Origin of the sequence: Neobacillus muris (genome assembly GCF_943193175.1) — a bacterium.
GTDB classification, from domain to species: domain Bacteria; phylum Bacillota; class Bacilli; order Bacillales; family Cytobacillaceae; genus Neobacillus; species Neobacillus muris.
Genome location: NZ_CALPDF010000001.1, coordinates 241,445 through 261,346, shown reverse-complemented (window position 1 = coordinate 261,346; position 19,902 = coordinate 241,445). Strand labels below are relative to the sequence as shown.

Genomic DNA, 19,902 nt, shown 5'->3' with positions numbered 1-19,902 from the left:
CGTGTCCTTGAATGGGCTTTCCGCCTGTTTTATATGATAAGGAATGTCAGAATGGAGAGAAGGATAGAAGTAATGAACATCGCTAGAAGTGGTCTAAGTGCTTTGGTGCGCAGTTCTTTGAGGCTTACGTTAAGACCAAGACCTACCATGGCGGAAGAAAGGATAAAGGTAGTTCCGCTGGAGATCCCATCCTGGAAGGCGGTGGAAACCGGTATCCACGTGCCTAAAACATAGCTTCCCGCTAAACTCATTATTATAAAGCCGGCCAAAAACCAAGGAAACTCAATCTTAGCCGTTTCTTGCGTTCCGGCATTCTTTCGCTTCATCCAATACATAAGGATCAAGCATAGAGGAACGAGCAGCAGTACTCGGCCAAGCTTTGCCAAAAGGGCCATCGCCAGCCCATCCGGACCCGCAGGGGCACCCGCTAATGCGACATGAGCAATCTCGTGGAGACTGCTGCCGCTCCATACCCCGTAGTCAACCGCAGACATGGGAAGAAGCGGGCGAATAATCGTATAGGTAATGGAAAAAATCGTCCCCACCAGTGCAATAATGCCAACTCCAATCGCCGTATCCTCTTCCTTTGCTTTGATAATGGGTGCTGCCGCGGCAATCGCTGCTGCTCCGCATACACCTGTGCCAATTCCGAGAAGCAGCACCAAAGAGGCATCTGCTTTCAGCCGCTTGCCCAGCCATACCGTCACCAGGATGGCAAAGGCAATCACGCCGGCATCACGGACAACCAGCCCCAGGCCCTGGCTAAATATCACATCCATATTTAACTTTAAACCATACAAAATAATCGCAAACCGTAAGAAATATCTGGCGGAAAACTGAATTCCTGCCCGAATTTTTTCGGGATATCCAAACAATTGCCGATAAATAATGGCCAGGATAATCGCGCACGCCAGCGGTCCCACCCGATTAAAGCCCGGCACCAGCGCAAGGGCAAACCCAGCCGCTGCAATCAGGAAGGTAAAGCCAATTCCTCCGAGCCAAAGGCCGGCAGAGGTTTTCGGCTTTGGCTTTTTTTGCTGCTGGCCAGTCGTTTCATTTGGTGGCAAGACCCTTGCCATTTCACCACTCATCCTATCACCCCACAACTAATTTAGTGGTTTTAAGTCTACAGCAGTTTTTTGAATAAGAAAAATAATAATATATAATGGTTATGATAAGTAATTTCGTATACATAAACAGAAAAGGGGGATCGTATGGATCAATATTTAAAGGTATTTGTAAAGGTGGTTGAAAAAGGAAATTTCTCGAAGGCGGCAGAAGAGCTTCATATGACGCAGCCGGCAGTCAGCCAGTATATAAAGGTCCTCGAGGAAACGGCCGGAGCCCGGCTGCTGGAAAGAAGCAATAAGTTTGTCCGCATGAACAAGACGGGAGAAATTGTGTATCACCATGCCAAGGAGATTCTGGCGCTCTATGCGAATATGCAATATTTAGTCGATGACCTGACGAACAATACGAGCGGTCCGATTGCGATTGGCGCCAGTTACACGTTTGGCGAGTATATTCTGCCGCATATCATTGCCCGGCTGCAGGCGCAGTACCCATTGATTACTCCAACAGTGGTAATTCATAATACGAAAGAAATCATCGAACTCGTCCAGTCCTATCAGCTTGATATTGGCATCGTAGAAGGAGGCATCCCCCAGAAGATCCCCGGTGTTGAGGTGGTTGCCGAGGATAAAATGGCTGTTGTTGCCTCCTCGAGCCATCCTTTGCTGAAAAAAGCCGAAGAAGTAAATTTTCGGGATTTAGGGCATGAAACATGGATATTGCGAGAAAAAGGTTCCGGAACGAGGGAGGCAGCCGATTATCTATTTGAACAGATGAAATTTACCCCGAAAAAGATTATGGAGTTCGGAAGCACCCAGGTCATCAAGGAATCGGTGGAGGCCGGTCTTGGCATCAGTCTGTTATCCCACTGGGCCATCAAAAAGGAACTTCGCCATGGGTACATAGGAATGGTAGACGTCAGTGGATCGCCATTTAAGCGGAATTTTTCCATCCTAACCCATTCGCCCTATCAGACGAAAGCCCTGAGTACGTTTATTGAAACTTTAAAGGAATACTTAGAGGAGTGAATTTTTACCGTTAGGGTGTCCTGGTTTTGCCGCCTAGTGCTTCTGGCATTTTGGTTCAAAATCTATTGACCAAACAGGAAAAGGGTGATTTAATAAGGGTAAATTGGTTGGGTCACTGAGCCAAAAAGGAATTTGGAGGTCCCATGGAGAACTAATAGATGGGTGATTTTTTTAATTACAGGGAGGGGAGATACTATGAGAGCTTTGATCACTGAATTGATTTGGAATGAAGGAATCGAGGAGCTGGCCAAACATGGCTTTGAAGTGTATTACGATGAGCGGCTTTGGGAAAACCGCGGAAAGCTGCTGGAAATGGTCAAACAGTACGACGCGCTTATTGTTCGAAACCAAACAAAGGTGGACCAAGAATTGCTAAATGCCGGAAGCCGCCTAAAGGTAGTTGGGCGCTTGGGTGTAGGTATGGATAACATCGATACCGCCGCAGCCAAAAAAAGGGGCATCCAGGTTGTATATGGCCGTCATGCCAATGCGACTTCCGTTGCAGAATATGTGATGGCTGCCATGTTAACCGCTCACCGGCCGCTTCATCTTGCGGATGATGATATTAGAGCAGGGAACTGGAATCGCAAAAAATTTACCGGCGGAGAGATTGCGGGCAAAACATTAGGCCTTATTGGTTTAGGGGAAATCTCGCATCGGGTCGCCAAACGGGCCAGCGCCTTTGGCATGAAAGTGATGGGGTATGACCCATTCATCACCGAGAATGACTTTATTATTTCGGAAACAGGCGTCGTGCTAAGGGAAACGCTGGAAGATTTGCTGGCAGAATCGGATTTCGTCTCGATTCATGTGCCATTAACCCCAGCAACACATTACTTAATCTCTGAAACAGAACTCAACAAGATGAAACCTGCCGCTTATATTATTAATACCTCAAGAGGGGGCATTATCAATGAAACCGCATTGGCTGCAGCATTAAAACAGCAGACGATTGCCGGCGCGTTTTTAGATGTCCTTGAAACGGAACCTATCTCACATTCTAATAAACTTTTATCCTGCGAAACTGCCATGATCACACCCCATATTGCAGGACTCACCGATGAATCCCAGATCAGAACTTCGTTATTAGTAGCAAAAGAGGTCGTAAAAGTGTTAAACGGCGAACGGTCCTTATGCGCTATTTAACCTTAATTTTTAGAAAATTTAAATATTATTGTTGACTATCCAAAAATTAGGTGGTTTAATAAGTGTATAGAAATTGGTTGGGTCACTCAGCCAATAAAAGAGGAGGCTTTACAAATGAGCACGAATAGTCAAGGAACCACTTTGACGGAAAATCAGTCAGAAGCAGCCGGAAAGGTAAGCACCCACAAGTTTTTGATCCATCATCGGGGCGATCATGTCGGGGTAGCAACGAGCAACATCCAAAAGGGGGAGCAAGTCGTCGGCATTTATATGGACGATAATTCCGATGTGACCGTAACCGCTAAAGCGGATATTCCATTAGGCCACAAGATTTCATTGGTGAATCTGGAAGCCGGGGAACCAGTATTAAAATATGGTGTCCAAATTGGCATCACAACAGAAAAGTGGGAAGTGGGCGATTACGTTCATACCCACAATATTAAAACGGCGAGGTGGTAGAAATGGGACAACAGCTTTTTGGTTATCGCAGAGAAAATGGCAAGGTTGGAATTCGGAATCATGTGATTATTTTACCGGTGGATGATATATCTAACGCGGCTTGTGAAGCTGTTGCAAAGCAAATCCAGGGAACATTGGCCCTGCCTCATGCTTACGGGAGACTTCAGTATGGCCCGGATTTAGATTTGCATTTTAGAACGATGATTGGAACCGGCTCTAATCCTAACGTGGCCGCTGTCATTGTCATTGGGATTGAGGAAAACTGGGCGAAGAAAATTGCCGATGGGATTGCGGAGACTGGTAAACCTGTATCCTATTTCTCTATCGAAAGAAATGGAGATTTAGAGACAATCCGTGCTGCCTGCTGGAAGGCAAAAGAGTATGTTCAGTGGGCCACCGAGCTGCAAAGGGTGCCGATTGAGTTAAAAGACTTAACGGTCAGCATTAAGTGCGGCGAGTCCGACACGACCACTGGATTGGGTTCTTGCCCGACTGTGTCTCAAGCGGTTGATCGTTTGGTGGATGCTGGAGCGACTGTGTTCTTTGGAGAAACCTCTGAATTAACCGGGGGTGAGCATATCATCCGCGAACGGATGGCGACTCCTGAGCTAGAGGAGAAATTTATGACAATCTATGAGGATTATGTGGGGGAGATTGCCTCCAAGGGTGTGGATTTATTAGGCTCGCAGCCAACTCAAGGAAATATCGCTGGCGGTCTGTCCACAATTGAAGAGAAGGCATTGGGAAATATTGCGAAAACAGGATCGAAGGAAATCATTGGGGTGCTTGACCCTGCTGAAAAACCGGAGAACGGACCAGGGCTGTATTTCATGGACACTTCGTCTGCTGCCGCGGAATGCATCACGTTAATGGCTGCCGCAGGTGCTGTGCTTCACTTGTTCCCAACAGGGCAGGGGAATATCATCGGCAATCCGATTGAGCCGGTTATTAAGATTACGGCCAACCCGATTACCGCAGGCACGATGAGTGAGCACATTGATGTGGACGTACAGGGGCTGCTGTCCCGCCAGATTACGTTGGAGGAGGCAGGGGACAAATTGATGGAAGTGATTTGCCGTACGGTAAATGGCCGTTTGACGAGTGCTGAAGCACTGGGACACCGTGAATTTGTCATGACAAAATTGTATCGCAGTGCTTAATCCATAATATACCATCCAAATGACCGTGCCGATTCTAGTTGGGCACGGTCATTGAGGCGTCTATCAACACCCGAGGTGCAGGAGAATAAGAGGCACGATCGTTGACTAGGCCCTCAGCATCCCGAAGCAACAGATCCAAACTTACGAAGTGAGCCCGGCTCTTTCACTCTCCCTACACATTTAGCTGCGTAGGGAGTTCACTTTTTATCACGCGTATATATAATAGAAGGAAATAATGAATGAGGAGTCTGCTAATGGGTACTTACCGCGATTCGGATTTAAAGCAATTTTGCGAACAGGTATTGCAGAATTTGGGCATGAATGATGGAAATTCATCTATTGTGGCCGATTCTTTAGTAAAAGCCAATTTGGAAGGGACCGATAGTCATGGAATCAGCCGGCTTTCCATCTACGCCAAACGATTTCATGACCAAAGGATCAATGTTAATCCGGCTATTCAACTCACAGAAAAAACATCGTCTGTTTTGCTGGTAGATGGAGATAATGGCTTAGGGCATGTAGTTAGTTATCATGCCATTTCAAAGGGAATCGAGATGGCGAAGCAAAGCGGGATCGTGGCCATCGCTATTAAAAACAGCAACCACTTTGGAACCGCCTCTTATTTTTGCCAATTGGCATGTGAACAGAACCTCGCTTGTATTGGATTTACCAATTCTCCACCGGGAATTGCCCCTTGGGGCGGTAAAAATGCCTTTTTCGGAACGAACCCGATCGCATTTGGGTTCCCTACGGGAGACGACCAGCCCATTATCATTGATTTGTCCACCAGCATTGCCGCCAGAGGGAAAATTATCCTGGCAGCCAAGCAGGGAAATTCGATTCCTGATGGATGGGCCATCGATGAACATGGTTTGCCAACGAATGATGCACAAGCTGCCTTAAAGGGATCTGTCCTGCCGTTAGGAGGGGCTAAAGGTTCCGCTTTGGCTCTAGCGGTAGAAATCTTGACCGGCATCCTCTCGGGTGCAGCTTTTGGTCCGCATGTGAAAAATATTTATGATGAGGGCGAGACAGAAAATGCCAATGTCGGGCATTTCTTCATCCTGCTGGATATAGAAAAGTTTATGCACTTGTCCGCCTTTTTTGAATCGCTTCAAGGCCTGCTCGCGGAGATGAAGGAGGTTCCCAAGGTCCCGGGAGCGAATGAAATCAGGTACCCAGGGGAACGCAGGAAGCGGGACCGGGACCAGCGCCAGCTGCAGGGGATTGAAATTTCGCCCAGTGTGGAGGAGGAATTGCGCCATCTGGGGATCCAGTATGATGTCGTGTTTCCTGCACCTATTTCTTTGCAGCAAATATAAACAAAGGCTGTTCTGCAACGATACAGAACAGCCTTTCTTTTACATTAAAGCATTCGCCGTGATGGAACGCTCAACACTTTCGATATGGTCCCTCATGCATTTTTGGGCCAAATCCGGGTTCCTTTGTTTGATGGCTTCGAGGATCTCCGTATGCTCCTGAACGGATTGTAATGCCCGGCCCGGAATTTGGATCGACTTATTCCGAGATTCGGATAATAAATCAATTAAATAATTCATAATCCCGATTAAGACCACATTGTGGGAACTGTTGGCCAAGGTCATATGGAACTTGTGGTCTAACTCTGCGAGACGCTTATAATCCACCTCGCCCGTTCCTTTGACGATGCCATTCGCTTCATGGACAATTTGCTCCAACTCCAAGAGCTGGTCATCACTTGCGTTTTCAATAGCCCATTTCACGGTCCATTCCTCGAGGATTTTGCGGACTGAGAAAAAGTCCTTGATTTGTTCTGACGAAACAAAGAATGCCTCCGTCATTTTTTTGATTTGATGTTCTGGTGATGCAACGAATACGCCTGTTCCATGTTTCACCTGCAAGTAGCCGTAAGCTTCCAGAATTTTATAGGCTTCCCTGACCGTATTTCTGCTCACGGAAAGCTCCATTCCCATGTCTCTCTCACCAGGGATCCGTTCGCCAGCCTTGTACTCCCCTGCCTGGATTTTTTTCTTGATACTGTCAGCCACTTGCTCGGAAATTCCTTTTCGATTAAATTCCATTTGACCCCAACCTCCTCTGTTCCAATAGAAGCACGATTTATATTTTTTGAAAATAGTAATGCTCCATGTAAAACTAAATCAAGTTTCGTTATATCTATATTTATGGCGTTTGAAAATTAATTTTCCATTTAGGGGCAAAAAATTTCGCAGCCATTCTAGTACTATTTCATTATAGGTTTAGTCACCCAACCACTATAATTTCATTAAACCATTTGTATCATAGCAACGCAATAAATTTCTCCGGTTGGCTAAAATATATTTGATTTTTTCGAAAATTTAAATATAATTAAAAGTGGTTGGGTGGTTGAGCCATGGGAAGAGGGGAGGATTGTGTTAGATTTTAGCGCTAGACATTTGCCCTGCGAATGGAGAGGAAGGAAGTTATATAAGGTATTATGAAAGGGCTTACAGGTTGATAAGGAGGTTATAGAATGAAAAAATGGACTGTCTTTATGATCATTACTTTCGCTTGTTTATGTCTGATTAGCGGCTGCTCGATTACGGCAGCAAGTAAAGGAACAGATGCTGAATATGTTTTAAGGCTTGGACATTTGCAGACTGAGACACACCCTTACCATAAAGGAGCTCTAAAATTTAAAGAGCTGGTTGAGAAAAATTCAGACGGAAGAATCCGAATCGATATTTTTCCAAGCAGCCAGTTAGGAAACGGGCGGGATCAGATTGAAGGAGCCCAGATAGGGTCGATCCATTTCCACATTGGGTCCGTCGCGCCGGTCACCAATTTTGCCCCACAGTTTAATGTCCTCAACCTCCCTTATTTGTTTGAAAGCCGGGAACATGCATTCAGGGTTCTGGATGGAGAAATTGGCGAGGAGCTTGGGGCCACATTGGAGAATCGGGGACTGATGAATCTAGGATTTATGGAAAATGGATGGCGGCATATGACCAATAATGTGAGGCCCATCAAAACCGCTAAAGATGCTGCGAATATGAAAATCCGCGTCCAAGAATCGCCGCCCTATATCTCATTTGTGAAGGCCTTGAAATCGACTCCTGTGCCGGTGCCTTTTGGGGAATTATATACGGCGCTTGAGCAGCATGTTGTGGATGGCCAAGAAAACCCACTTGCGCAAATTTATTTAAACAAGTTAAATGAAGTTCAAAAATATCTTACCTTAACCTACCATAATTATGACGCCGCTGTTTTCATCATGAGTAAAACCACTTTTGATACCCTTCCTAAGGATCTGCAAAAAGTAATCCTCGACGCATCTAAAGAAGCGATTCAATACGAAAGGAAAGTCGCTTTAGAGGAAGAGGAGAAGCTTTTGGAAGACTTAAGAAAAACGGATATCCAAATTGAAGAAAATCCAGATTTAGACTCCTTTAGAGAAGCAGTGAAGCCGGTCTATAAAGAATTTGAAGATTCGATTGGGAAAGATCTTCTGGATAAAATTGAGAGCTTAAAATAACGGATGGAGGTGCAATAGATGAAAAAGTTTGTCGTAGGATTGAGCAGCAAAGTGAATCGTGCCTGCAAAATTCTCTTGATTGCCTGTTTTGTTTTCGCTTTTGTAGCTGCTGTCTATCAAGTGTTTTCCCGCTTCGTTTTGCAAAGTTCTTTCGTCCAAAACCTGCTGCCCATGATTGATTTTTCCATCTTTAATTTAAGCTGGATTGAAGAATTTATCCGCTATATGTTTGTTTGGATCGTTTTTTTAGGGATTGGCATGGTCTATAAGGACAAAGGGCATGCGCATGTAGAAATCCTGCATCATTATCTGCCGCCAAAGTTCAAGAGCAAACTGACGGTCCTCATCGAAGTCATTAACTCCGCTGCCTTTCTGTTTTTAATCATTTATGGCTGGAGAATCTTAAAATTTACCAGCCAGCAAATTTCCCCTTCTATGGGTATCAATATGGTTTGGATTTATTGTTCCGTGCTCGTTTGTTCGCTGATCTGCCTGCTCCACGCACTTGTCCATGTGCTCGAACTGTCAAATGCACAAGAAGCAAAGGTGGAGACGATACAGACAACTGCAGTTGATGAGAATTCCTATTTAGGCCATGAAGGAGGAAGATAAATGACAGTAGCCATTGTCGTCCTGGTTGTATTGTTTTTGTTGATGGTTCTTGGGGTGCCGATTGCGATTTCTTTAATTCTAGCATCGATTTCTGGATTTTTATCCAGTATCTACTATGTTCCACTGGAGGTAGTTCCGCAAAGGCTGATCACTTCTGTTGATTCCTTTCCGCTTCTGGCTATTCCATTTTTCATGCTGACGGGCGAATTTATGATGTCGGGCAGTATGGGCCAGAGGATTGCGGGATTTGCGTTTGCCGCTGTGGGCTGGGTACGGGCAGGATTAGCCCAGGTTACTACCTTAACCAGTATGTTTTTTGCCGGAATTTCTGGGTCAGGAGCAGCAGATACGGCTGCTGTCGGCAAAATGATGATTCCGATGATGGAGAAGAAAGGGTATGACAAAGGGTTTGCTGCTGCCACGGTGGCCAGTGCCGGTACCATTGCCGTCGTAATCCCGCCCTCCATTCCGATGATTGTGTATGGGGTGACGGCAGGGGTTTCGATTGGGGATTTGTTTACGGCGGGGATTGTCCCAGGTATCTTAATTGGACTCTCGCTTATGCTGTTAAACTATTGGCTGACGAAAAAGAATAACTATTCGCAGGAGCATTCAACGTTTGAGTTCCAATCGTTTAAAAAGGCCTTTCTAGAAGGGATCTTGGCTTTAATTTTGCCGTTAATTATTATTTTTGGAATCCGAGGCGGCGTTTTCACTCCTACGGAAGCAGGAGCGGTCGCTGCCGCCTATGCCTTTATTATTAATAAATTTGTCTATAAAGATATGGATTGGAAGGATATCCCTGCTGCCTTTATTCAGGCCGGAAAAATGACGGCGATGGTTGTATTTATTATTGCGGCTGCCAACCTATTTGGCTGGCTTTTGACGGCAGAACAAATCCCGCAGCTGCTGGTTAACTTGGTGACGGGTTTTTCCGATAATCGTTATCTGGTTCTGCTTATGTTCACGGTTATTTTCTTTATCTCCGGGTGCTTCCTGAATGCATCGGCAGCGATTACCATCTTAACTCCATTATTGCTGCCGATTGCTGTGGCCGCCGGAATTGATCCGATCTTTTTTGGCCTTATCATGGTCGTCAACTTGTCTATCGGACTGATTACACCGCCGGTTGGGTTGGATCTTTTTGTCGTCAAAGGCATTGCCGATGTTTCCTATGATAAACTGATTCGATCTGTCACCCCATTTATCCTCGTCATGGCGGCGGACTTGTTGATCATTACGTTTATTCCGGCGATATCGATGTTTTGGGTTTAATTACTTGGCTGGGGACGATTCTTTTTGCATGAAAGAGCATCCGTTTGATGCTCTTATTCATGTTTATCTGGATTGATGGCCCGGCTGCAAATAAAGAAGGAAAAAGGAACCGCCTTGGTCCGCTGTCCTTTACATAAATCCCTAATATCAGGAAAAAATAAAAGGGAGATAATACTGGAGCGTGGTTTTTTTGAATCAATTGGCCTATGGGCGGCGTTTAAGGGCTCATATTTCTGAATTCGGCACAACACAGCTGTACATAAGAAACCCTTGGATTGTGGCCTTTTGGTCTTTTGCGTATCCAGGCTGCGGCAATTTGATGCAAGGCAGGGTGATGACAGGCCTCATTCTTGTTTGCTGGGAACTGTTCATTAATACAAAAGCAAAAGTGAATCTTTCCATTATGTATTCCCTTATTGGCCAATTCGATCGGGCAAAAGAGGCAGTTAACCCACAGTGGTTCCTTTTGTATGTGGCTTTATATGCCTATTCCATTTGGGACAGCTACCGCGGCACAGTCGATTTGAATAAACAATACATTCTATCCGATCGTGAGGACGCACCTGTAAAACATGTCACACTAAAATCATTAGAAACAAATTTTTTTGACAAGAGAAGTCCTTTGTTTTCTGCCACCCTTTCGATCCTTTCGCCTGGATTGGGGCACTTGTATCTTCATAAAGTCATAACAGGCCTTTTCTTAATCGCATGGACCATCTTGGTTATGTACATGTCACATGCGCTGCCTGCGGTCCATTACCTGCTGATTGGAGAGATCAGCCAATCCAAATCTGTTGTAGACATGCAATGGCTTATGTACCTGCCATCAATCTATGGTTTTGTCATTTATGACACATACCAAACAGCCAATGAATATAACATACTTTTTGAAAAGGCACAATCGCAATTTCTGCGGAACCACTATCAATCTCCCAGCTTTAAAATGCCAATGTGAGGTGCTCCCATGAAGCAAAATGCCTTTGTGCGCTATCCAAGGGCCCATATGTCTTCCGTTGCCATTAATTACTTTCATTTGAAAAATCCCTATATCGTCGCGTTTTGGTCCCTTCTAGCACCTGGCTTGGGAAGTTTACTGCAAAACCGAATTCTGAAAGGGCTCATTTTGATTATATGGGGATTGACCGTTAACACCTGTGCCAAGATTAACCTTGCCCTTATCTACTCTTTCACCGGGCAATTTCATGAAGCTAAGCACGTGATAAATACGAGATGGTTTCTCTTGTATTTGGCGGTTTATGTCTATGCGGCATGGGACTCCTACCGAGGAACGGTGGACACAAATAAATTGTATCTGCTAGCGGACCGTGAAGACGCACGCATCAAGCCCTTTGTCATCGCCATATGGGATATCAATTTTTTAGATAAACGGGAACCATGGCTGGCGGCCGCATGGTCTGTCTTAATGCCGGGGCTTGGCAATTTATATTTGCACAAAATGATTACGGGCCTGTTCTTTGTCGCTTGGGCTATCGTGGTAATGGTTCTATCCAATGTTTTTCAAGCCATCCATCTTACTGCAATTGGAGAATTCCAGCAGGCCAAGGCTATTGTGGACGTGCAGTGGCTCCTCTATCTTCCGGCCATTTATGGATTCCAAATGTATAGCTGTTATGTTGCGGCAGTGGAGCAAAATAAATTGTTTGAAAAAGAACAATCTAAATGGCTAAGGGATGGCTATCAAAAAAATGGGTTCAAAATGCCAAAGTGAATGAGAAGAAAGAAAAAAGGTGGAAAGCATGTATATCATTGCATCCTTCGAGCAATCCATATATTTAGAATTAGCCATCTCGTCCTTAGAGCAGCATGAGATCGCGAGGCATCAAATTCTTGCGGTCCCTCTTGATAAAAGAAAAGAGGAAAGAAAGCTATTCGACACGATTCACCAGGCAGATGGGTACAGCCTGTTTGATGTGGCCGCCGTAATTGGCACCTGCTTTATGCTGTTGGGAGCCATTTACGGTATGATTTTACAATGGGGGCCCATTTTGTGGGGGCTGATCGGGTTAGCGGCAGGATTGATTCTAGGCACTCTGCTGAAATTACTGTTCATCAAAAAGCAAAGCAAAACACTAAAAAGAAGCATTTCCACTGAGGTCTTTCTTATGGTCCATTGCCTTGAAGAACAAAGAAAAATGGTAGAGGAGATTCTTTGGGATAACCTTGCTTTAGGTGTAGGCAAATTGAAAGAGTAAGAAGACATAAAAAGGCACAACAAGCTAATTCGTCAATGCTGTGCCTATTCAGCTTGGAGTTTCCAATGATTTTCGATGAGACAGACTGGTCCTTACCCTCTTCTATTTAATTTCACTTCATATTGGAAGTAGTCTGGGCGATAGACTGATTGCAAGAACTCAATGGGGCTTCCTTCAATGGATATGGTCAACCGTTCCATATAAAGCAAAGCTTCCCCCTCTGAAATATTCAGCATTTCAGCCTCATCACGGGTTGCATTCACGGCGCTGATCATCTGCTTGCCTTCATGAAGTTTAATGTGTAACTCTTGCTCTAAATATTGATAGGTAAGAATATCATTCAGTCCATTCTGTTTGCCAATCTCTTGCCCGATTTCTTTTGGAAAATAAGAATGCTCGATCGCAATTGGTTCGCCATCCGCAAATCGGAGCCGTCTTAATTCCCATATCTCATTCACTCTAAGATGTTCTATTATTTTCTTAGAGGGGTTCAAGGTTTCTCCTGATTTGATCACTCTGGCTCCTGGCTTATTGCCCATCGCCTCGATCGTTTCGGAAAAGCCCTTCAATTCTCCTATCCAGTTTTCAGATTGGTTGGTTTTTAGAAAAGTTCCGCTTCCTCTTTTTCGATCCAATAAGCCCTCATCCATTAATGTCTTCAAGGCTGATCGGACGGTGATCCGGCTTACTTGGAATTGTTCAGACAATTCATGTTCAGTGGGAAGTTTCCCGCTTGGATCAACCAAATGCCCAATTAACAATTCTTTCCGAATAAATTCAGTTAATTGATGATGCAATGGAATGGGGCTATTATGATTTAATACGGATTTTAAATCATTCATCTTGCTAATTTGAATTCCCTCCAGAAGACTACTAAAGTAATTTATTCGTTCTCATCCAATCTTATTTTACACTCCGTGATTATTTGGAAAAAGGCTCTCTCCAAAATTTTAGCAAAATAACAAAGAAAGCCCATACCTTAATTGGGTAATAGGCTAGCTTTGGAAGGGTTACATTTGTTTATAATCGATTGTATAAAAATCAACAAATTCCTGATCCAATTCAAAACCTAATCCTGGGAGATCTGGAACATTTACCTTTCCATCTTTAATGGTAAAGGGATTCGTGAATAGCTGCTCTCTAAATGGATTAGGATTCGCATCCATTTCAAGGATGAGTCCTCCAGGTATACTTGCAATAAAATGGAGACTGGCTGCAAAGCAAACAGCTCCTCCAAGATAATGCGGGGCATATGGGGACCCAAAGCTGCCTGCCATTTCAGCAATGATTCTCGCTTCGGATATTCCTCCATTTTTGCTTAGGTCCGGCTGGATGATATCCAGTGCCTCTTGTTCCAGCGCTTTTCTTGCCTGTTTTCTTCCATAAATATTTTCACCTGCAGCCACTGGAAGCCCCGTTTTTTCCCTGATATACCGTAATCCCTCGATATCATCGCATGGGAGAGGCTCTTCAATCCAGGCTATGTCAAAGGATTTAAATTTCATTAAATTATGAATCGCCGATTGTCGGTTCCATGCTTGATTGGCATCAATCATTAAATGGCCGTCTGGGCCCATCATTTCTCTTAACCGTTTTAGGTTTTGGAGGTCCAAATCGGCATTGTTTCCGACTTTAAGCTTGAAGCTGGTAATGCCCATTTCTTGATGCTTCAGGACCAACTCATCTGACAGCCTTGGCCCTAAGCCGCTTGCATATACCTTCACCTCATCCTGAAGTTTGCCTCCCAGAAGCTTGTGGATAGGGAGGCCATAATGTTTCCCTATGATGTCCCAAAGGGCGATATCTACACCACTTATACTATGATGCATAGGGCCGATGGCTCCCCATTGTAAGCATAAAATGGTCAGATGTTTAAATAACTTATGATGAATAGTGCCAATTTCCCTCGGATCCTCGCCAAGTAACAGGGGCCTGACCCCATGAATTAAGGTAGCGATCTTTTCATAAGCTCCCCATGAAGGAAAGTTATTCCAGATCTCTCCGATTCCGAATTCCCCTGTATCTGTTTCAATGCGAACCAATACATTTGTCCGCCTGGTCATTTCGCCAAATGAAGTTTGGACTGGATTCTCGAGTGGAAGGTCAATGACAAGTGGTTCAACGCTTACAATCTTCAAGCTAAAACACTCTTTTCAAATAATTTATAAACAGCAGCACAATCTTCCTCACCAAACCCTGCGGTACTAGCATTCGCATAATATTCAGCGGCCAGTTTGCTGAAAGGAGATAGCTGGTTCAAATCTTCCGCCATGCCAACACCTAAACGGATGTCTTTCAATGCCAGATTAATAGAAAACTTCGCTTGGTAGTCTTGTTGCAAGATCATAGGTCCCCGCAATGTTAACTGGAAGGAATCGGCCCCAGTATCCGCTAAAAGTGTTTGCATGAGTTGAGGATCCAGCCCTGCTGTTTCCCCTAGTTTCAATCCTTCTGCCAAAACAAGCATATTGGTCATTCCAATTAGATTGCTGATCAGTTTAAAGGCCGTTGCCTGTTCTACATCTCCCATATAGACAACTGATGAACTAATGCTGTTTAAAAGTTCCTCTGCCTTGAGAAATACCTCTTTTTTTCCTCCTGCAAAAATCGGCTGTATACCGGCTTCCGCTTGTGCGGGCCCTTTGCCCAATGGGCAGGCCAAGAATTCAACCCCTGCTTTCTCAGCGGCATTACTGATTTCACGGGCCGTTTTTGGATCAATGGTACTTACGTCAATGAGTATGGACCCTTTTGGCATCTGATGGAGCAGAGCGTCTTTGTTGATTAATAAATCGGTCAAATGAACGGGTAAAGGCAGGCTGGTAAACAAAACATCTATAGTTGATGCTAACTCTTTAAGCGTTTTTGCCTTTTTTCCGCCAACTGCCAATGTTTTTTCTAAAGCTGCTTCACTAATATCATATACAATGGTTTCATATCCTGCGCGAATCAGATTGCGAGCCAATGCTCCGCCCATTTTTCCAAGCCCAATAAAACCTGCTTTCATGTTTATTCCCTCCTATTTTTGAAAAAACTCTTATATGGGTCGTTCTATTTCTTTCGATGTGTGGGTTATATTCATATCATTTTGTTCCTTTTCGATATCCATGCCCGTTGGATCCCACTTAATAATGAACGCAGAGATCAACCCGATAATGGGTACAATCGAAAAGAATAAGAATGTTTTGGCGAGACCAAATGAAGCAAGCGAAACAGGAAATAAGAAGAAGCCGATAATGCTTCCCACTCGGCTCGATCCTTCTGCAAAGCCGGTGCCAAGCCCGCGCAATTCAGTAGGGTAAGAGAGTGTTGCCATTGTTTTCCCTTGTGCACCAGGCCCAAATGAATGGCCGAAGATAAATAGTCCAAGTGGTACAGACGACCAAATGAAAGAGGTTTCATCATTGGCAATTCCAATCACCAGTAAGCTGAGGGCCACAATGACATACCCAATAATGGCAATTCTCCGCATTCCTAATTTTTGGGTCAGAAAAACACCTGTAAATCCACCGATAATCCCGCATATGTTAAATACGATGGTTCCTGTAATGCTATTAATCATTCCCTCGCCGAAAAGAATGAGTGAAATGGTAGGGATATAGAATCCTACAGCAAAATATTGAATGGATTGTGTGCCAGAAATAATAGCGGCCAGAATGGTTCGCATTTTGTATTTTTCTGTAAAAATGGCTGTATAGGGAATATTCTTTTCCGGCCCCTCATTCATATTTGTGCCTGTATGTTCGACAACGACGGGGACTTTATAGGTTTTTTCCAAGATAGCGGCAGCATCCTTTAAAGGCAAGTTCTTTGCCGCCCAAAGGGGACTTTCATTCATATAAACCAATCGCATAATCAGGACAATCAGGGCAAAGGCAGCCCCAAATCCTACCGCCCATCTCCAAAGGTTTTCATCAACACCTAATAAGAAGACAGGCAATACAACGAGTCCCGTTCCAACAGTTGCCACATACCACATGGGCTGCCATAGGTTAACATAGCTGCCTTTTTTCTTCGTATTGCTGTATTCTGCTATAAAACTAAGCGCAACGGGCATGTCTAAGCCTATACCCACACCCATCAAGAAGCGGAAAATGACCAGCAAGGTGAAATTGGGGGCAAGGGCGGCGCCAAGAGCAGAAATAACGAGAAGCAATAAGTCAAGCGTGAACATTTTTTTTCGCCCAAACCGATCTGTATAATATCCGCCAATAAGACCGCCAAGTAATGCTCCAACTGCGAGGATGGAGGTCAGCAGACCTAAACCTTCGGGGCTCAAGTGGAATTCTTCTCTTAATTGCGATGCCCCAATCCCAATGCTTACAACGTCATAGGCATCAACAAAAATTCCACCTAGTGCCACCAGAATGACCAATAAACTGCCTTTTTTGACCGGGTTGTCATTAACAAAATTAATAACATCCTCTCTCGAGCGTATAATTAATGTTTCCTTCATAGAAACCCACCTTTCATCGTATTAAGGGACGAATTACCACTTTAAATAACCAGCAATTATGAAAGCGGTTACCAAAATAAACCTTTTACTCCTTTCCTAGATTGGTACGAAAATCAATTGCGGCAACGACGATGTTAAGTTCTATTGTTATAACAAATATTACTTACCAATAAATGGTTTGTCAATAATGAAAATTCTAAAAATTCCGCATTACATTATTTTTTGCAAGAATATTTCAATTATTCCGATATTCATATTGACAATGGAAACGTTTTCGACTTACCATTAGGTATAAAGTAAATGTTATAACATTAATACAAAAAGTCAGGAGTGGAAGCGGATATGAGTTCAATCTTAACTGATCATCAGAAAATGTATTCAAATGGCAGGTGGGTGGAGGCAATCAGCGGACAATATATAGAGGTGATGAATCCGGCTACAGGTGAGGTAATTGGTTCTGTGCCAGCAGGTGATCGGCCTGATGCGGCGGCGGCTATTGATGCTGCAGACAAAGCGTTTAAACCATGGGCAGGTAAAACTCCTCAAGAACGCTCGGATTATCTATATAAAACGTATGAGAAATTAGTGGAGCGGGCAGATGAGATTGCTGCGATCTTAACCGCGGAACAGGGAAAGCCATTGCAGGAAGCAAAAGGGGAGGTGCTCTTCGCGGCGGAATATTTCCGATGGTACAGCGAGGAGGCGAAGCGGGTATATGGCGAAACGATCCCAGCTCCGACACCTGCCAAAAGATTAATGGTGATCCGGCAGCCGATTGGTGTTGTTGTGGCTATCACGCCTTGGAACTTCCCGGCATTAATGATTGCTCGAAAAATTGCGCCCGCTTTAGCGGCAGGCTGCCCGATTGTCCTTAAGCCTGCTGAGCTGACGCCGTTGACAGCTATTGCGATTTTTCAAATTTTTGAAGAAGTCGGTTTTCCGGCAGGTGTGGCCAATTTAGTGACGGGAGTCGGCTCCGTGCTTGGTCCTGAATTCCTAGAAAATATAAAAGTGAAAAAGATTACTTTTACGGGTTCAACGGCGGTGGGCAAATATTTGCTTAAAGGGTCGGCTGATCAAATGAAAAAGGTCTCTTTAGAGTTAGGCGGCCATGCACCATTTATTGTCTTTGATGATGCGGATATCGATGCAGCCGTTGAAGCCTGTATCATCAGCAAGTTTCGTAATGCCGGCCAAACCTGCATTTGTTCGAATCGGATTTTTATTCAGGATCCGATTCTGGGACTCTTTTCCGAAAAACTGGCAGAGCAAGTGAAGAAACTGAAAATGGGAAATGGTTCGGCTGAGGGTGTGGATGTTGGCCCGTTAATTGATGAACGTGCACTTAACAAGGTTCATGAACATGTACAGGACGCCGTAGCCAAAGGAGCCAAATTGGTAACAGGAGGTTCAAAGTGGAAAGCTGACAGCTTGGACGGCTCATTCTATTTACCTACTATCCTTAGAGATGTGGATGACTCCATGCTGATTTGCCATGAAGAGACTTTTGGTCCCGTCGCACCGTTAATTTCTTTTTCTACTGAAGAGGAGGTTCTGGAAAAGGCAAATAACTCGAACTATGGCCTGGCTTCCTATGTGTTCACCAATGATTTAGGCAGGGCATTCCGTGTTTCGGAGGGGCTGGAATCCGGAATGGTTGGAGTGAATGATCCATTGCCAACGGTAGCCCAATCGCTGTTTATCGGCTGGAAAGAAAGTGGTGTAGGCTATGAAGGCGGGAAATACGGCATGGATCAGTATTTAGAAATGAAGTACATTTCGATGCTGTTAAATGGTTAAATCGGGACCCGTGGCGAGGGTTCTGACCAGCATTTACCTGAGCTTTTATTTAGTGGCCTGCAAAAATAAAACAATTTAAAGGCATAATGAGCTAATTAGCTTGTTGTGCCTTTTTTTCATTTTAAACTTCCGATCGTTTGCCATGAGAATCGTTCCTGTTGGACGTTTGCATTCGGACGCGGATGTGGTACTTGGGTGGGGTGTACATTCCATGCCATTTTCCACTAAAAACCATTTCGTGTATAATAGGTTCATTAATGTGGAGGAGACTTTGCGATGAAATCATATATTCAAGATCAGATCGAGGTATTTCGTGAACAGAATCAAAATCGGGGGCGTTTATTGGTCAGCTGTCCCGACCAGCCTGGAATTGTTTCAGCCATCTCTCAATTTTTATTTTCCTTCAATGCCAACATTATTGAATCCAGCCAGTATTCCACGAACCCAGAGGGAGGGACTTTTTTCATCCGGATAGAAATGGAGTGTCCCGGCCTTCAGAAGAAAGCAAAGGAAATGGAACGGCAGTTTATCGAGATTGCCAAAAACTTTGAAATGGAGTGGAGCTTCCAGCCAGTTTACCGTGTGAAAAAGGCAGCCATCTTTGTGTCCAAGGAACTTCACTGTCTGCTAGAACTGTTATGGGAATGGCAAAGCGGGGACTTAATGCTGGATATTCCGCTCGTGATCAGTAACCATGAAGCGGCAAGAGATGTTGTCGAAGGGCTGAATATTCCATTTTATTATATGCCGGCAAATAAGGATATTCGAGCAGAGGTCGAGGAGAAGCAGCTGCAATTGTTAAAAGAGCATGAGATAGATGTGATGATATTGGCGCGCTATATGCAGATCTTGACGCCGGGGTTTGTGTCGGAGTATCCGAAAAAAATCATTAACATTCATCATTCCTTCTTGCCGGCTTTCGTTGGGGCAAGACCTTATGAGCGGGCGTATGACCGCGGGGTGAAACTGATTGGGGCCACCTCCCATTATGTGACCAATGATCTTGACGAAGGACCAATCATCGAGCAGGACATCAGCCGAGTCGACCACCGCAATGATGTCGACAGCCTGAAAAAGATTGGACGGAACATTGAAAGAAGCGTGTTGGCGCGTGCCGTCAAATGGCATTTGGAAGACCGGATTATTGTTCATGGAAATAAAACCATTGTCTTTTAAAATCATAGGACGG

Annotated in this window: 19 protein-coding genes; 13 read left to right on the top strand and 6 right to left on the bottom strand. The window is 44.4% G+C overall.

The features are described 5' to 3' along the window. Nucleotides 1–29 precede the first annotated feature (29 nt). Nucleotides 30–1,091, bottom strand: a complete 1,062-nt coding sequence (locus NFS43_RS01175; protein ID WP_251548928.1) for a YeiH family protein — start codon at nucleotides 1,089–1,091, stop codon at nucleotides 30–32. Nucleotides 1,092–1,214: 123 nt separating this feature from the next. Here NFS43_RS01175 and NFS43_RS01170 point away from each other — a divergent pair, with 123 nt between their 5' ends. The 5 genes from NFS43_RS01170 (at nucleotide 1,215) to NFS43_RS01150 (ending at nucleotide 6,186) form a co-directional block, all read left to right on the top strand. Next, nucleotides 1,215–2,099, top strand: a complete 885-nt coding sequence (locus NFS43_RS01170; RefSeq protein ID WP_251548927.1) for a LysR family transcriptional regulator — start codon at nucleotides 1,215–1,217, stop codon at nucleotides 2,097–2,099. A 195-nt stretch (nucleotides 2,100–2,294) separates the two neighbouring features. Further along, nucleotides 2,295–3,245: a hydroxyacid dehydrogenase gene (locus tag NFS43_RS01165; protein WP_251548926.1), complete on the top strand. Its 951-nt coding sequence runs from the start codon at nucleotides 2,295–2,297 to the stop codon at nucleotides 3,243–3,245. Between the two features lie 114 nt (nucleotides 3,246–3,359). Continuing rightward, complete coding sequence (locus tag NFS43_RS01160) at nucleotides 3,360–3,704, top strand: UxaA family hydrolase (protein WP_251548925.1); 345 nt, start codon at nucleotides 3,360–3,362, stop codon at nucleotides 3,702–3,704. A gap of 2 nt (nucleotides 3,705–3,706) precedes the next feature. Beyond that, nucleotides 3,707–4,864: a UxaA family hydrolase gene (locus NFS43_RS01155; protein ID WP_251548924.1), complete on the top strand. Its 1,158-nt coding sequence runs from the start codon at nucleotides 3,707–3,709 to the stop codon at nucleotides 4,862–4,864. Nucleotides 4,865–5,118: 254 nt separating this feature from the next. Next, nucleotides 5,119–6,186, top strand: coding sequence for an Ldh family oxidoreductase (locus NFS43_RS01150; RefSeq protein ID WP_251548923.1), 1,068 nt, complete (start codon nucleotides 5,119–5,121; stop codon nucleotides 6,184–6,186). Nucleotides 6,187–6,225: 39 nt separating this feature from the next. Here the strand turns inward: NFS43_RS01150 and NFS43_RS01145 are convergent, their stop codons facing one another. Continuing rightward, complete coding sequence (locus NFS43_RS01145) at nucleotides 6,226–6,924, bottom strand: FadR/GntR family transcriptional regulator (RefSeq protein WP_251548922.1); 699 nt, start codon at nucleotides 6,922–6,924, stop codon at nucleotides 6,226–6,228. A gap of 431 nt (nucleotides 6,925–7,355) precedes the next feature. On the opposite strand from NFS43_RS01145, the gene NFS43_RS01140 reads away from it, so the two are divergent. From NFS43_RS01140 to NFS43_RS01115, 6 genes are all read left to right on the top strand, one after another. Continuing rightward, nucleotides 7,356–8,357, top strand: coding sequence for a TRAP transporter substrate-binding protein (locus NFS43_RS01140; RefSeq protein ID WP_251548921.1), 1,002 nt, complete (start codon nucleotides 7,356–7,358; stop codon nucleotides 8,355–8,357). A gap of 18 nt (nucleotides 8,358–8,375) precedes the next feature. Next, the gene (locus NFS43_RS01135) at nucleotides 8,376–8,969 is read left to right on the top strand and encodes a TRAP transporter small permease (protein WP_251548920.1); all 594 of its coding nucleotides are present in this window, start codon (nucleotides 8,376–8,378) and stop codon (nucleotides 8,967–8,969) included. Next, nucleotides 8,970–10,244 (top strand): TRAP transporter large permease, encoded by a 1,275-nt coding sequence (locus tag NFS43_RS01130; RefSeq protein WP_251548919.1) that lies wholly within the window; start codon nucleotides 8,970–8,972, stop codon nucleotides 10,242–10,244. A 190-nt stretch (nucleotides 10,245–10,434) separates the two neighbouring features. Next, nucleotides 10,435–11,199 (top strand): hypothetical protein, encoded by a 765-nt coding sequence (locus tag NFS43_RS01125; RefSeq protein ID WP_251548918.1) that lies wholly within the window; start codon nucleotides 10,435–10,437, stop codon nucleotides 11,197–11,199. A 9-nt stretch (nucleotides 11,200–11,208) separates the two neighbouring features. Then, entirely contained in the window at nucleotides 11,209–11,973 is a 765-nt protein-coding gene (locus NFS43_RS01120; protein WP_251548917.1) for a hypothetical protein, read from the top strand. A 28-nt stretch (nucleotides 11,974–12,001) separates the two neighbouring features. Next, the gene (locus tag NFS43_RS01115) at nucleotides 12,002–12,457 is read left to right on the top strand and encodes a hypothetical protein (RefSeq protein ID WP_251548916.1); all 456 of its coding nucleotides are present in this window, start codon (nucleotides 12,002–12,004) and stop codon (nucleotides 12,455–12,457) included. Between the two features lie 92 nt (nucleotides 12,458–12,549). Here NFS43_RS01115 and NFS43_RS01110 read toward each other — a convergent pair whose 3' ends face one another. The 4 genes from NFS43_RS01110 to NFS43_RS01095 form a co-directional block, all read right to left on the bottom strand. Then, nucleotides 12,550–13,299, bottom strand: a complete 750-nt coding sequence (locus NFS43_RS01110) for a GntR family transcriptional regulator (RefSeq protein ID WP_251548915.1) — start codon at nucleotides 13,297–13,299, stop codon at nucleotides 12,550–12,552. Nucleotides 13,300–13,467: 168 nt separating this feature from the next. Next, the gene (locus NFS43_RS01105; RefSeq protein WP_251548914.1) at nucleotides 13,468–14,595 is read right to left on the bottom strand and encodes a mandelate racemase/muconate lactonizing enzyme family protein; all 1,128 of its coding nucleotides are present in this window, start codon (nucleotides 14,593–14,595) and stop codon (nucleotides 13,468–13,470) included. Then, nucleotides 14,592–15,464, bottom strand: coding sequence for an NAD(P)-dependent oxidoreductase (locus tag NFS43_RS01100; RefSeq protein ID WP_251548913.1), 873 nt, complete (start codon nucleotides 15,462–15,464; stop codon nucleotides 14,592–14,594). The genes NFS43_RS01105 and NFS43_RS01100 overlap by 4 nt, the downstream gene beginning before the upstream one ends. A gap of 30 nt (nucleotides 15,465–15,494) precedes the next feature. After that, nucleotides 15,495–16,913: an MFS transporter gene (locus NFS43_RS01095; protein ID WP_251548912.1), complete on the bottom strand. Its 1,419-nt coding sequence runs from the start codon at nucleotides 16,911–16,913 to the stop codon at nucleotides 15,495–15,497. A gap of 342 nt (nucleotides 16,914–17,255) precedes the next feature. Between NFS43_RS01095 and NFS43_RS01090 the strand changes: the two genes are divergently transcribed. Together NFS43_RS01090 and purU are read left to right on the top strand one after the other, a co-directional pair. Further along, on the top strand, nucleotides 17,256–18,713 hold the full coding sequence (locus tag NFS43_RS01090) for an NAD-dependent succinate-semialdehyde dehydrogenase (protein ID WP_277613885.1): 1,458 nt from the start codon (nucleotides 17,256–17,258) through the stop codon (nucleotides 18,711–18,713). 276 nt (nucleotides 18,714–18,989) lie between these two features. Then, nucleotides 18,990–19,889: a formyltetrahydrofolate deformylase gene (gene purU, locus NFS43_RS01085; RefSeq protein ID WP_251548911.1), complete on the top strand. Its 900-nt coding sequence runs from the start codon at nucleotides 18,990–18,992 to the stop codon at nucleotides 19,887–19,889. Nucleotides 19,890–19,902: the final 13 nt, after the last annotated feature.

What these genes read in the sequence shown, in the direction of transcription:
- NFS43_RS01175 (WP_251548928.1), bottom strand. Translation starts at nt 1,091, where the DNA reads ATGAGTGGTGAAATGGCAAGGGTCTTGCCACCAAATGAAACGACTGGC.
- NFS43_RS01115 (WP_251548916.1), top strand. Translation starts at nt 12,002, where the DNA reads ATGTATATCATTGCATCCTTCGAGCAATCCATATATTTAGAATTAGCC.
- NFS43_RS01145 (WP_251548922.1), bottom strand. Translation starts at nt 6,924, where the DNA reads ATGGAATTTAATCGAAAAGGAATTTCCGAGCAAGTGGCTGACAGTATC.
- NFS43_RS01095 (WP_251548912.1), bottom strand. Translation starts at nt 16,913, where the DNA reads ATGAAGGAAACATTAATTATACGCTCGAGAGAGGATGTTATTAATTTT.
- NFS43_RS01110 (WP_251548915.1), bottom strand. Translation starts at nt 13,299, where the DNA reads ATGAATGATTTAAAATCCGTATTAAATCATAATAGCCCCATTCCATTG.
- NFS43_RS01170 (WP_251548927.1), top strand. Translation starts at nt 1,215, where the DNA reads ATGGATCAATATTTAAAGGTATTTGTAAAGGTGGTTGAAAAAGGAAAT.
- NFS43_RS01165 (WP_251548926.1), top strand. Translation starts at nt 2,295, where the DNA reads ATGAGAGCTTTGATCACTGAATTGATTTGGAATGAAGGAATCGAGGAG.
- NFS43_RS01155 (WP_251548924.1), top strand. Translation starts at nt 3,707, where the DNA reads ATGGGACAACAGCTTTTTGGTTATCGCAGAGAAAATGGCAAGGTTGGA.
- NFS43_RS01140 (WP_251548921.1), top strand. Translation starts at nt 7,356, where the DNA reads ATGAAAAAATGGACTGTCTTTATGATCATTACTTTCGCTTGTTTATGT.
- NFS43_RS01120 (WP_251548917.1), top strand. Translation starts at nt 11,209, where the DNA reads ATGAAGCAAAATGCCTTTGTGCGCTATCCAAGGGCCCATATGTCTTCC.
- NFS43_RS01100 (WP_251548913.1), bottom strand. Translation starts at nt 15,464, where the DNA reads ATGAAAGCAGGTTTTATTGGGCTTGGAAAAATGGGCGGAGCATTGGCT.
- purU (WP_251548911.1), top strand. Translation starts at nt 18,990, where the DNA reads ATGAAATCATATATTCAAGATCAGATCGAGGTATTTCGTGAACAGAAT.
- NFS43_RS01135 (WP_251548920.1), top strand. Translation starts at nt 8,376, where the DNA reads ATGAAAAAGTTTGTCGTAGGATTGAGCAGCAAAGTGAATCGTGCCTGC.
- NFS43_RS01160 (WP_251548925.1), top strand. Translation starts at nt 3,360, where the DNA reads ATGAGCACGAATAGTCAAGGAACCACTTTGACGGAAAATCAGTCAGAA.
- NFS43_RS01090 (WP_277613885.1), top strand. Translation starts at nt 17,256, where the DNA reads ATGAGTTCAATCTTAACTGATCATCAGAAAATGTATTCAAATGGCAGG.
- NFS43_RS01150 (WP_251548923.1), top strand. Translation starts at nt 5,119, where the DNA reads ATGGGTACTTACCGCGATTCGGATTTAAAGCAATTTTGCGAACAGGTA.
- NFS43_RS01130 (WP_251548919.1), top strand. Translation starts at nt 8,970, where the DNA reads ATGACAGTAGCCATTGTCGTCCTGGTTGTATTGTTTTTGTTGATGGTT.